The following is an 11,840-nucleotide window of genomic DNA, read 5'->3' as shown; positions in this document are numbered from 1 at the left end:
GGGTGGAACGAGTAAGAAAGAGTCAGGTGCATGCCAAGCCGCGTTTTGCTGTGCGCGGCGGTCAGCGCACCGGTCCGGCGCGAGGCGCGTGGGTGCGTGCGAAGGACAGGGACTCCCGGCGGGCCCGCAGCAGCAGAGCCTCTCCGCCGTCGGGATGGTTCGGGTCCTCGTGGACGGATGCCCACGGCTCGCGCGACGCGTAGGTGCCCGCGGCTGTGAACACCTCGGAGGCCTCCACGAATCGGTGGCCGGCCCACAAGGCGTACGCCAGGTGGTGCAGGTCCGTCACCGATCGCGGCGCGGTGTCCGTCTGCTTGAACCAGTGGTGGAACGCCTTGACCGTGTGCGTGATCGTCGGATCCTGCGCCCACTGCCGTCGCCACAGCGGATCGGCACGATGCTGGAGGGACTGCTGCCGGCACTGCTCGACGAGCACGTACAGCGGCAACAGCAGCAACGGGGAACCCGCCGGCGACCACGAGGCCACCCATCGGCCGAAGTCGAAGACCGCGGCGAGTGAGGCCGCCGGTGGGACGGGGCGGGCCAGGATGAATTGCAGTATCCGGTGGTACGCCTCCCGGTTGTACGGGTCGCGCTGGTTGATTCCGTGCAGCAGCCCCCATGGCCCGCTCGGCAGCATCGGCTCTGCCGATTCCTCACGGTGCTCCCGTCGCACCTGGCGTCCATCGATCTGGGCGAGGGCGAGCAAGCAGATCCAGGGGACCGGATCCCGAGGCTCCCGATTCGCCATCATCAGCGAGGCATGCCGTGCAGCCTCCTCCAATGCCGCAGCGCCTGCGTGCTGCTGGTGATGGGCGCGCAGGGCTCGCTCCACCGAGACGCGGGCACGCATCACCTGGGCGTCGTAACTGTTCGGCTCCTCCGCCAGCCACACGCCCATCACGTCGGAGTGGGCAGCGGTGACCGCCAGCACTTGTGTACGCGACGTCCGCAGCCCCCACTGCCCACCGGTGGCCGCTAGCAAGTCACGCGCCGGTCTCCACCGGCCGGCCTGCAACTCGACCATGGCCATACCGAGGGCTTCATCGGTGCCGGCCGGGTGGTACACGGGGCGCATCAGTGCGCCTCGCGACCGGGGTCGGTCGCACTCGAGGGCCGGGAAGGCTGAAGCCTCGTGCTCTCGATCGCGGCACAAGGGTGCGTCATGCTCTTCTCGGTCATCGAATGCTTCCTCGGCAGGGAGAGGGACGTTGGTGCGGGACAGGATCGCTGCGTGGCCGGAGTGAGCCACCGGACTGCCAGTGCCCGGTCTAGAACTTGATCCCGCTGATCAGGCGCGCGATGTTCGTCGCGAGCTCCGAGATCGCGGGGGCCATCGAAGAGCTGGCCAGGTAGAACCCCAGGAGGATGCACACGACGGCGTGCCCGGCTTTCAGTCCGCCCTTCTTGACGAAGAGGATGACGAGGACCGCGAGCAGCACGACAGCGGAGATGCTGACCGCCACGGATGTGTCCCCCTTCCGAACCATCGGTGATGTGGCTCGTTCCCGGCCCAAGTCCGCAGCAGCGGAGCCCAAGCCTTTTCCCGGCGGCATTGCCGACGAACCGGGCGAGAGGTACACAGGACCGGACGAGCTCGTGCTGCGAGTGGTAATCGGCCCTGAACAGAGGCTGATTGAGGCACAAGGCTGACCAGGAAACGCCCGGTGTGCACATTCCGCTGGTGATATCACTGGGGTGATCTCGGTTCCCGGCGGACTACGCCGGCGGCTGGCGCACTTTCGTTTGGGGAGGTCCGGGTGGCCCAGCAGGTGCTACGACAGTGCGACGACTGCGGTTGTCGGCTCAGCCAGTACAACCCAGACGGTCTCTGCTCCGCTTGCGCGCGATCTCGCATCCCTTCCGCTCCCGCGTTACCCGCCGTGCCGGAGCGGGTGTGGCAAGACGTCGATGTCCGGCAGGCCCTTGCAGCCTTGGACTTCGGCAAGGCCAGCCGTTTGATCAGACAGAGAGGCTCGCTGCGCCAGGAGGACATGGCCCAGCTCACGGGATTGAGCCAGGCGTTCTTGTCCATGATGGAGTCGGGCAGTCGACGCCTCACCAACATCGACAAGATCATCGAATTTGTCGCAGGCGTCGGCGCGCCCGCCGAGCTCGTCCAGCTCCCGCTCCCACGGTCAGTGGGCAGAGCGCTTCAGCGGCCGGCGGACCAGTCGGCCGGAGATCTCGACCCAACCCTGCCCTGGACCGCGGCCCGTATGGTGGCGGCCTTGGACAACGCGGTTGGAGGCGACGTGATTGACCGCCGGCAGTTCTTGGCGGTGAGCGGCATCGCGCTCACTGCCTTCGTCCACCATTGGGGCACCGCCGAGGCAGAGCCCCTTCAACGCGCTGCGGACGGCAGCCAGCTCACCTCAGACTTATTGGACAACCTGCAGGCGACCACCGACCGCCTGCGCATCATGGACGCCAGCGCCGGCAGCGGCACCCTCACCGAGCTCGGCGACGCCCACCTCGAACTCCTCAAACGCCTTCTACGGAAGGCGTCATACACGGAAGACATCGGCCGCCGCCTGGCCGCCATCGTCGCCGACACCGCCACACAGACCGGCTGGTTCGCCTTCGACTCCGGGCACCACGACCAGGCCCAGAGCTACCTGCTCGCCGCCCTCCGCGCGGCCAAGGTTTCCGGCGACGACCGCCTCGGCGCCGGCGCCCTGTCCTACCTGGCCATCCACGGCTACTCCACCGGACAGCCGCGCAACGCAGTCACCGCGGCGCGAGCCGCCCGAGAGAAGATCAGGACCCTGGGCACCCCCGCCCTGGAGGCGATGCTGCTGACCCGGCAGGCACGCGGGCACGCCAAACTCGGGGAACGGCAGGCAGCCCTAATCGCGCTCGGCGAGGCAGCTGAACTCTGCGCCCGGGGGCGTTCCGAGTTCGACCCCCACTGGCTGTACTGGATCAACGAAGGCGAGATCCACGGCCAGTCCGGCAGCGCCTATCTCGACCTGGACGATGCGACCCACGCTGCCATCAGCTTCACCAAGGCCCGCAGCGCACTGAACCCGGCAGACCAGCGCACCAACGCCTTGTTCCTCTCCCGCGCGGCCACCGCATACCTCAGGAAGGGCGAGCTCGAAGCGGGTTGCGCCACCGCGCACCACGCACTTGACCTCGCTGAGCAGCTCCAGTCGGCCCGTCTCAACGAGCACGTTGAAGACATGCTCGGCGAGCTCGAACCACTAAGGCAGAACCCGTACGCTCGGGAGCTGATCGACCGCGCCGCTCTCGTGACGGGTACAAGGAGCTGAACGTGACCCAGACCCAGCAGGTCCTCGTGCTGTGGGACATCGACCGCACGCTGTTGTACGTCGGCGACATCGACCGGCAGGTCTACCGCGAGACCTTCGCCGAGGTCGTCGGCCGTCCCGCCGAACACCTGCCAGCCCGCGGCACCGGCGTCACCATGCCGCTGGCGATCCGATCGCTCCTCATCGACAACGGAGTCCCGGAAGCTGAAGTCGTCGCTCTGTTGCCGCGCATGGTGGATCTCCTGCCGGTCCACCTCGCCGCACACGCTGAGGACCTGCGTGCGCAGGGCGTTCTAATGTCTGGTGCCGCCACCGCGCTGCGCGCGGTGCATGATCACCCCCGCTTGATTGCGACCACCGTGACCGGGAACCTCAAGCCGAACGCCGTGCTCAAGCTCGCGGCCTTCGACCTCGCCGGCTTCCTCGACACCGAGATCGGAGGATTCGCCTCCGACGACCACCACCGGCCGGCGCTCGTCGCCATCGCTCAGAAACGCGCCCAGGCCAAGTACGGCACGGTCTTCACCCGCTCGAACACTGTGATCATCGGGGACTCGCGGGAGGATGTCCGCACCGGCCTCGAGGGCGGCGCCCCCGTCATCGGTATCGCATCGGGCAAGACCACGGCCGCCGAACTTACTGAGGCCGGTGCTGACCTCGTACTCGACTCCCTCGCAGACGTGGCACGGGTTCTGGAGGGCATCGCCGCGCTGACGACGACGAGCGGGCAGCCTTAAGGTTCTGTCCGGCCGTTCACGAAGAAGTTGTCGTCGGGAGGTTCTTCATGAGGACGATGCTGTCGTAATTGGTGACGTCCCACCGCCAAGTGCCGATCGGCGCGTAGCCGCGCCGGCGGTACCAGTCGACGAGGTCTGTTGCCTGTGAAGAGGTATCGATCACGACTTGTGTCGATCCGCTCCGCCTTGCTCAGCTTGCCCCCGAGCTCCTCGAACACCTCGTGGTGCAGGGCGTCCTCAATGCTCGCGTCCTCGGCCTCGACGCCTCCGCCGACCGTCACCCAGTACGGGTCCTGGCCGGGCTTGGTCCGCTTGATGAGTACGAGCTCGTCGCCGTCCAAAAGGTTGGCCCTGGCGTTTCGCTGGGTGATCGTCATATCCGGCACCTCAAGTCGCAGACGGCCACGTCGAGGAAGCGTGCGCCACATGGAGCACGGTCCTGGACGCGATAGAGGCAGGCATCTACTCGGGACGTGCCCGCCAGGCCGCGGTCGACATGCGCCGTCTGCTTGCCCGGTACCGGCACCGCGGCTTCCGGCCGTCACCGCCCTAGATGCCCGGGCCGCTGCCTACCTGGCCCAAGTACATTGACCAGGTCACGACGAGGCGCGAGGGGAAGCTCATGGCACAGTCGCTGGAGATCAAGCCGATCGGCATCGTAGTCGGAGGCCGGACCGAACCCACGGACGATCACTGGGGCGGTCCCGCGATCATCCGACTGGATCCGGACTTTCCGACCGACGTAGTCAAGGGCCTGGAGGAATTCTCGCATCTGGTCGTCGTGTGGCACTTCCACAAAGCTTCCCCGGCCGATGTCGCTCTCCACGCACGAAGCCCCCGCAACAACCCCGCCTGGCCGCCTACCGGAACCTTCGTCCACCGCAACCACCGTCGACCGAACCAGCTGGCTCAGTCCTTCCCCCTGCTTGTGAAAGTCGAGGGCCTGGACCTCCACGTCGTAGACCTCGATGCCATCGACGGCACGCCCGTCTACGACGTCGCGCCCTACTTCCAGGAGATGGGACCGCGGGGCGAGGTGCGGGAGCCGAGCTGGCCGGCCGAGATGCTGGCGGACTACTGGGCATGAGAGCAGCTGGTGCGTAGGCGTCTGTAGGTTCCGCGGATTCGTGAGCACTGTCGGCGGATCATGAGCACTGTCCGAGCAATTCCGCGGTTCGGTGAGCAACGGATCTCGTGACCTGCGGTTTCTTCGAAGCATCCGCCCGCGAAGTCCGCACTGGCCGGGCCGGATTGCTCATGATCCGCCGCCGGACCCTCCAGCCAGCACTGCTCTCAACCGCCGACGCCACAGGTCAGGAGTTCGCGGCTGCTCACGAATCCGCGGACCCTACAGCGTCCTGGCCCCGAGGTAAGTCGATGCTGGGGCAATGCGGCACCTTTTCTGCGGAGTTGACCGGCTGTCGGCCGGTTCTGTGGGGTGCGCAGGCTCGGGGCGGCGCCTACCAGAGTGCATGTTGAACAATCGTGCGGTTTGATCCTGTGGGCCCCTACATGCCTTTTGAGGCGAATATTGCCCGGCGCCCTTCAAACTATCGAGTGCCCTGTCCGGCTCGGAGATTTCCACCAGCTTGTGCCACGGCGGAAGGCGTGGCCGCAGGCGGAGCAGCTTCTGTCGGATGCGCGCAGACCCCGTCCCTCGGCGATTCCAAGTGCTTGCTGGGCGCCGTGTGCGACCCCGGACATCGCGCGCTACGTAGTGGTGATGGCCGGTTGGATCAAGCTTGAACGGTTAGCAACAGAAACCTGTCGCGCGCAGGACCGGGTTCCCCCACCCTGATAGGCATGTCGAAGATCCTCACCCCGCGTCTTCAATACACAGCCACCGCCGTACGACCACACTGGAATGATCTTCCACCGCATGTCCACGAGCTGGTCACACGCCACCTCGGTGGTTCCGTGCAGCCAGAGCGGAGCGCGGGAGGTGGCTTCACCAGCGGCTACGCCGCAGTGATCCAGGGTGCCCATGGCTCCGAGTTCATCAAGGCAGTTGATACCTCGACTAATACCGTGGTCGCGGACTGCTACAGGCGGGAGGCGCTGATCAACCAGGCGCTCCCCGAACGTGTGCCGGCGCCCCGTATCCGCTGGGTGGAAGAGCAGAACGGGTGGCTTGTGCTCGGCTTCGATGCCGTTGAGGGCGGCCACATGCCCGCAGCCCCGTGGCAGGCGGACGAGCTCGCCGCCACCCTCGACGCGTACGCGGCCACCGCTGAAGCTCTCGCCGCCCCCTCGGAACAGCTCCAGCAGGTCGGCCTGAAGTCGATCGGTGACGGCGGAGATTTCGACGACTGGCGCACCCAAGCCTCCAGCGGCCCCCACACGGTCGCCCTCCCAGACTGGGTGCCTAAGGGGAAGCTCGACGCACTGGCCAGGCTGGAAGAGGCTTGGCGGCAAGCCGTGGCTGGCAGCGCTGTGCTGCACCACGACCTGCGCCAGGACAACGTCCTCATCGACGCACGCGGTAGCGCGTGGATCTGCGACTGGAACTGGCCCTGCTTGGGCGCCAGCTGGTTCGACTTGGTGCTGCTCCTGGCGACGGCCTACGCCGCCGGTCACGATGCCGATGCTCTCTTCCGGGACCATCCCACAGCCGTAGGAGTAGACGGCGAGCAACTCGACTCTGCTCTCGCCGCCCTCTCGGGGTTCTTCCTGGTCTCTGGCGCACACCCCCCGGCGGATTGGTCTCCGCACATTCGACAGCACCAGACATGGTGCGGCGAGGTCACACTGCGTTGGCTTGCCGACAGGCGTGGGTGGTCGCTATGACATGACTGTCCTCCACCAACGGCGCGGTATCGAGCACCTCTTTGCGAGGACCGGCCGGGGCTGGCCAAGGTCGTGGCCAGCCCCGGGCCCGTTAACGGCAGCGAGTGACCGCTCGATCGACGCCTGCGGGGGCGAGGGTTGAAGCCCTTCCTCCACCGCTGCAACCTGCTGTCCTGACTCGTCGGCGGTCATGCGCCACGCTGCAGACCACGCCGGATTGCTACCTCCACCGGCGAGTGGTCCTCGTTAGTTGACGCGCTGGTGTACTGCGACATGACGACGACGCTGGCGGGTCAGCCGAGGTAGGGGTAGGTGCCGATGAGGTAGTCGCCGATCTGTTGGCGCATGCTGGGGTGGATGTCGTACTGGTCGAGTTCCGCAGGCTGGATGAATCGGACGTCGTCGGCCTCGTCGTTGATGGTGGGCTCGCCGCCGACCGGGTGGCCGATATAGGTGTTCTCATACTGCTGGCGGATCTCACCGTCGGTGTAGGCGACGATGTGGTGGGGGTTGGTGTAGATCCCGAGGAGGCCGGTGATCTCGGCGACGATGCCGGTCTCCTCCAGGCACTCACGTACCGCGCACTGGGCGGCCGTCTCGCCGATGTCCTGGGCGCCTCCGGGTAGGGCCCACTGGCCGGTGTCGCGGCGGCGCTGGAGGAGAATGGCGCCGCTGTCGTCGACGACGAGCAGGTTGCTGGCGGGGATGAGGGTGTTCGCCTTCGGTGCGGCGGGGTCGTTGTAGTACTCAGTCCTGCCCATGCGCGGCGGCCCTTCCTGGTCGGGAGTCCAGGGCCGCGCGGCGGCCCAGGTAGCTTCGAAGCTCGCAGCGTAGTTGTCGAACCAGCCTGTGCCGTCAACCCTCTTGAGGTGGAGGAGAGGGTTGGCGTTGGCCGGCTGGCCCCAGACGTGGGGGTTGACCAGCAGGTTGTCGGTGTAGCGGGGGGTGGCCGCGGGATTCCTGGCGGACGTACGCGAGTCCCGGGGCCCGGTTGAGGTCGAGGGTGAAGCCCTCGAGCTGATCTGTCCTGCCGGCCACGGTGAGGGTGTAGCCATTGCCCGTGTACGTCGTTGGACCCGTTTGGGTTAGTTCGTCTCGGGTGCCTCGGCGCCACAGGTGGAGGGCGTCAGCGTTGCGGGTGAGTCGCAGGCTGCCGGGGGCCTGGTCGCAGGTGAACGTACCGAGCTCGTTGTGTGGGCTGTGGTCGCCGTGGGCTTGCTGGTAACGGCCCGCACCCTTGGGCTTTTGCCGCAGGGCCGATGCCTGATAGAGGACGTCCCCTGTACTCCGCTCAGGATGCTCGCCGAGGCCCCGCACGACGGCCGCGGTGATGTGGTCGGCTGCGATATCGGCGTTGTTGGACAGACAGATCACCCGCAGTCCCGTCGCGTCCAGGTGGGTCGCGGCGGAGAATCCCTGTTCGTGACCGTAGTGGAAGACAGCGGTTCGTTCAGCGCTGGTGTCGGCATAGAGGCCGGGTCCATAGAAGTAGGGCCGGTGGTCGCTGGGCTGGTAGTCGAGGTCGCCCTGCCCTGGGAGCTGGTGTTCGTGCGGCCAGTCCCGGTGGAGGTGCGTGAGCCAGCGATCGAGGTCGCCGATGGTGGTCCATAGGGTGCCGGGTCCGGGCAGGGTGACTGGCGTTTCCGTGTGCTGCCAGCCGTGGTGGGTGGCCCGGTAGGCGGATGCGGCTCCGGGGATGACGTGGCGGGGGTCGCTCTTGAAGTGGGTGGAGTGCATGTCGAGCGGATCGAAGAGGTAGCGATGGGCGAGGTCGGGCAGCGTGGAGCGGTAGACCGTCTCGAGGATCTCGGCCAGGAGGAGGTAATTGGTGTTGCTGTAGAGGAAGCGTCCTTCGGGGACGGCGCGCTGGTGCTGGCGGTAGGCGAGGGTTCGCAGGTCATCGGCCGTGTAGTGGTCGAGGTCCCGGAAGCCGGCGAGGGAGAGCAGGGACTCGGCGTCGCGTATGCCCGATCGATGGGTGACCAGGTCCGCGACGGTGACATCGCTGATCTGGAGTCGGGGCAGTAGGCCCGCGGCCTGCTGGTCCAGACGCAGGAGATCGTCATGCGCGGCGAGCAGGATCAGGTGGGCGGTGATCTGCTTCGCGACTGAGCCGACGTTGAAGGTGGTGTCCGGTCCGATGGGCAGTCCGTGTTCGAGGCTGGCCAGACCGGTGTGTAGAAGGGTGGGCTCTTCGCCCGGCCGGTGGACCAGCAGGGACAAGCCGGGCTCCTCGTCGCGGGCAGCGTTCACAGGGCGAGGGCCTGGTGGTGGGCGGCAGCGAGGCGGTCGCGGAGACCATCGTCGCTGATCAGCTCCAGAGCGTGGGCATGGTCGGTGGCGGTGCCGGCGAGGAGGCTCCGCTGCTGGTCGAGGTAGGCCGTCAGGAACCGGTGCAGGTCTCCCGCGGAGCTGTTTAGCGCCTGCGCGGTGAACAGCATGGTGAGGGGGAACGCCCAGCAGGAGTGGAGGAAGCCGAACGCCGGCCGCATCGTCTGCTTCCACGGGGAGTGGAAGTGCGCGGTGTCGCTGATCTTGGATCCCGTCGCCGCGAGCGCGTCGTTCAGCCAGTTGTGACCGGCCTCGTGGATGAGGTCGCGGGCCAGGACGACCGGGTCGTCGACGTGGTCCATGAAGACCGTGCCCGGCAGGCGGCTGATGGTCCAGCTGTCGAGGGTCTCGCCGAGGTTCTTGGCCCGCAGCAGGCACAGGACGACGGCGTGGGCGGCGAGCAGATCGCCGAAGCCCGCTCGCGCGGCGCTGGCGTACGCGTCGACCGCGAGGTTGCGCAGGTGGGGCTGGGCGGGTTCGGTGCCGGGGCCCAGGACGTAGTAGGGGGTCTCGGAGATCGGGGATCGGGGCAGGTCGGCGAGGGTGGGCGCCACGACCATGCGTGAGCCGACCGCGGTGGGGATGGAGCTGGTGGTGGCACCGGCGTCGGGGTGGGCGACGTACCAGTCGAAGGTCGCGGCATCACCGGCGCGCGCGGCTGCTTCGGCTCCTTCGAGGGAGTGGTGGGCCAGGCAGTAGTCGGCCGCCGGGCTGGTGCTGGGCTGAGGCGGCTGGGCTCCGGGGCGGATGAGCGCGTGGATGCGCTGCGTGCGCTCGTGGTGCAGGCGGTCGATCGGCGGGAGGCCGAAGAGGTCGGCGAGGGTGTGCATGAGACGGCTCTCCTGTTCGGTGGTGGGCCCGGGGCCGGGCCGCAGGTGGTGGCGGCCCGGCCCCGGGGTGTTCACCGACGGCGCTCAGCGCGCCGGGCGGCTGTGGGTGTTCAGGCGGTGGTGGTCTCGGCCTCGGCGGCCGGCCAGCCCTCGGCCGAGACGCTGGAGGTGTGGGCGGTGGTACGGACGGTCTCGTCCTCGCCGCGCAGGTCCTCGACGTTGGCGAGGAAGTCGGCGATGCGGTCCTGGTTCATGGGGTGTTCCGCCTTTCGGTCTCGTTGGCTTCGGCTTGTTCCGCTTGCTCTGCTGTGGTGCCGGATTCGGGGCGGAGATCTCGCCCTGGGCATGAGGGGCTCCCTCGCGTCGGTCAGCGCTGGTGGAGGTCGGCCGCCGCGCGGAGCGCGGTGCGCAGGTCCTCCATGGCGGGCCGGTCGCCCGCGTCGTCGGAGAGTGCGGCGGTCACGACGCCGCGCAGGGGCTCCGGGATGAGCGGCAGGTTCGTGTGGCCGGCCAGGCGGGGTATGTCCCCGCACAGGTAGCGGTAGACGAGGACGGCGAGGCTGAAGACATCGGCGGCCGGGGTCGCCTCGTGGTAGCCGCAGAGGTATTCCGGCGGCCAGTGGACCTCGGGGCCGCGGTGTTCAGGTCCGCGCGGGGTGGACAGGCGGCGGGCGGCTCCGAGGTCGGTGATCAGGCCCCGGTCCTGGTCGATGAGGATGTTCTCCTGGTAGACGTCGCGGTGGACGATTCCGCGCTGGTGCAGGTTGCCCAGGCCGTCGGCGACGTCGGCGAGGATGCCGAGGCCCTTCACGGTGTCCTTGGATGAGGCCATGAAGGCCCGGAAGTTCCCGCCGTCGCAGTGCGGCATGGTGTACCAGTCGAACCGCTCCGAGCTGCCCTGATCCAGCAGCGGGACGATGTGATCGGTTCCTCCGGCGGCGGCGGTCAGCTCCGCCTCGTGGCGGAAGTCTTCGCGAGTGAGGGCGCGTTCGGTCTCGGTCATCTGCGCGTACCAGTAGAAGCCGTAGGAGGCGGGCTTCTCGCTGGGGTCGAGCTCGGCCAGGACGTGGTTGCTGCCGAAGCCTGCCTTCAGTACGACGTCCTCATGGCCGGGGCGGCTTGCCCTGATCAGGGTGCTTGCCCGCGTGAACGCGAGGAGGTCGCTGGTGTGCCAGCCGTCCGTGCGGAGCTGATCGAGTACCCAGGCTGCGGGATGCATCGGGTGCAGGTTCATGGGCTCGCTTCCGTGTTCGTGGTCGTGGGGCTGCCGGCCGAGCGGAGGTCCGCCATGCAGGCGTCGACCAGGGCTTCGAGGTCGGCATGGGTCGTGCAGGGGTGCTTCAGCACGGGAAGGCCAGTGGCCTTGGTCCAGGCGTCGGCGGCCTCGTTGTAGAGGTCGGCCAGCAGGGCGGCAGCCTCGGGGTGTTCGGTGAAACGGCGTTCTGTCGCGCGTCGAGTGATACGGGCGTGGCAGACGTCGGGCTCGGTGGTCAGCAGGACAGTCAGCTGCGGACGCGCCTGGGCTTGCTTGGCGAGGCGCTCGACGTACGCGTCGACGGGCTGCTGGTGGAGCAGGGCGAGCAGGCAGGCGGTGGAGAGGGTGAGCCGGTCGGCGAGGACCGGGCCTGCGGCGAGGGCGGGGCCGATGTTGAAGCGGGAGTGCAGGGCCAGGTCCTGGGCAGCGGCCTCGATGGCCTCCTGCTCGTCGCCGCCGTGCCCGGCCCGCAGGCAGATCAGCGTGCGCGTGGCCGGGTGGGAGAGCCAGGAGAACTGGCCGATGTGGCTCAGGGGGATGCCCTCGGCGTGGGCGGTGGCCAGGAGCCGGTCGCGGAGGGTGCTCTTTCCGGCGCCGGCTATGCCTTCCAGGGCCAGGAGCACGC

The 11,840-nt window shown here is 68.0% G+C and carries 12 protein-coding genes and 1 pseudogene; 4 read left to right on the top strand and 9 right to left on the bottom strand.

Annotated elements, in window-relative coordinates; all coding sequences use genetic code 11:
• Positions 1-61: 61 nt before the first annotated feature.
• Together ACIBEA_RS14180 and ACIBEA_RS14175 are read right to left on the bottom strand one after the other, a co-directional pair.
• Positions 62-1,033, bottom strand: a complete 972-nt coding sequence (locus ACIBEA_RS14180) for a hypothetical protein (RefSeq protein ID WP_399260492.1) — start codon at positions 1,031-1,033, stop codon at positions 62-64.
• Between the two features lie 238 nt (positions 1,034-1,271).
• Positions 1,272-1,466, bottom strand: coding sequence for a hypothetical protein (locus ACIBEA_RS14175; RefSeq protein ID WP_399260491.1), 195 nt, complete (start codon positions 1,464-1,466; stop codon positions 1,272-1,274).
• Positions 1,467-1,760: 294 nt separating this feature from the next.
• Between ACIBEA_RS14175 and ACIBEA_RS14170 the strand changes: the two genes are divergently transcribed.
• Together ACIBEA_RS14170 and ACIBEA_RS14165 are read left to right on the top strand one after the other, a co-directional pair.
• Positions 1,761-3,275, top strand: coding sequence for an XRE family transcriptional regulator (locus ACIBEA_RS14170; protein ID WP_399260489.1), 1,515 nt, complete (start codon positions 1,761-1,763; stop codon positions 3,273-3,275).
• A gap of 2 nt (positions 3,276-3,277) precedes the next feature.
• Entirely contained in the window at positions 3,278-4,012 is a 735-nt protein-coding gene (locus tag ACIBEA_RS14165; protein WP_399260487.1) for an HAD family hydrolase, read from the top strand.
• 140 nt (positions 4,013-4,152) lie between these two features.
• Here ACIBEA_RS14165 and ACIBEA_RS14160 read toward each other — a convergent pair.
• A pseudogene (locus ACIBEA_RS14160) lies at positions 4,153-4,389 on the bottom strand (NUDIX domain-containing protein); the annotation flags it as partial.
• A 245-nt stretch (positions 4,390-4,634) separates the two neighbouring features.
• Here ACIBEA_RS14160 and ACIBEA_RS14155 point away from each other — a divergent pair.
• Together ACIBEA_RS14155 and ACIBEA_RS14150 are read left to right on the top strand one after the other, a co-directional pair.
• A complete protein-coding gene (locus ACIBEA_RS14155) occupies positions 4,635-5,099 on the top strand; it encodes an SAM-dependent methyltransferase (RefSeq protein WP_399260485.1) in 465 nt (154 codons plus the stop codon).
• 716 nt (positions 5,100-5,815) lie between these two features.
• Positions 5,816-6,799 carry a phosphotransferase family protein gene (locus ACIBEA_RS14150; RefSeq protein WP_399260483.1) on the top strand — a complete coding sequence of 328 codons (984 nt, stop codon included), beginning with the start codon at positions 5,816-5,818 and terminating at the stop codon, positions 6,797-6,799.
• A gap of 293 nt (positions 6,800-7,092) precedes the next feature.
• Here ACIBEA_RS14150 and ACIBEA_RS14145 read toward each other — a convergent pair whose 3' ends face one another.
• The 6 genes from ACIBEA_RS14145 to ACIBEA_RS14120 form a co-directional block, all read right to left on the bottom strand.
• The gene (locus ACIBEA_RS14145) at positions 7,093-7,560 is read right to left on the bottom strand and encodes an NUDIX hydrolase (RefSeq protein ID WP_399260481.1); all 468 of its coding nucleotides are present in this window, start codon (positions 7,558-7,560) and stop codon (positions 7,093-7,095) included.
• Positions 7,561-7,654: 94 nt separating this feature from the next.
• Entirely contained in the window at positions 7,655-9,052 is a 1,398-nt protein-coding gene (locus tag ACIBEA_RS14140) for a serine hydrolase domain-containing protein (protein WP_399260479.1), read from the bottom strand.
• Positions 9,049-9,960: an aKG-HExxH-type peptide beta-hydroxylase gene (locus ACIBEA_RS14135; RefSeq protein ID WP_399260477.1), complete on the bottom strand. Its 912-nt coding sequence runs from the start codon at positions 9,958-9,960 to the stop codon at positions 9,049-9,051. The genes ACIBEA_RS14140 and ACIBEA_RS14135 overlap by 4 nt, the downstream gene beginning before the upstream one ends.
• Before the next feature lie 110 nt (positions 9,961-10,070).
• Positions 10,071-10,214 carry a hypothetical protein gene (locus ACIBEA_RS14130; protein ID WP_167347301.1) on the bottom strand — a complete coding sequence of 48 codons (144 nt, stop codon included), beginning with the start codon at positions 10,212-10,214 and terminating at the stop codon, positions 10,071-10,073.
• A 113-nt stretch (positions 10,215-10,327) separates the two neighbouring features.
• Positions 10,328-11,194: a protein kinase gene (locus ACIBEA_RS14125; RefSeq protein WP_399260474.1), complete on the bottom strand. Its 867-nt coding sequence runs from the start codon at positions 11,192-11,194 to the stop codon at positions 10,328-10,330.
• Positions 11,191-11,838, bottom strand: coding sequence for a hypothetical protein (locus ACIBEA_RS14120; protein ID WP_399260472.1), 648 nt, complete (start codon positions 11,836-11,838; stop codon positions 11,191-11,193). The genes ACIBEA_RS14125 and ACIBEA_RS14120 overlap by 4 nt, the downstream gene beginning before the upstream one ends.
• Between the last annotated feature and the right edge of the window lie 2 nt (positions 11,839-11,840).

This window comes from Streptomyces sp. NPDC051555 (assembly GCF_044454405.1).
Lineage (GTDB): Bacteria > Actinomycetota > Actinomycetes > Streptomycetales > Streptomycetaceae > Streptomyces.
This window is presented reverse-complemented; position numbering and strand designations above follow the sequence as displayed.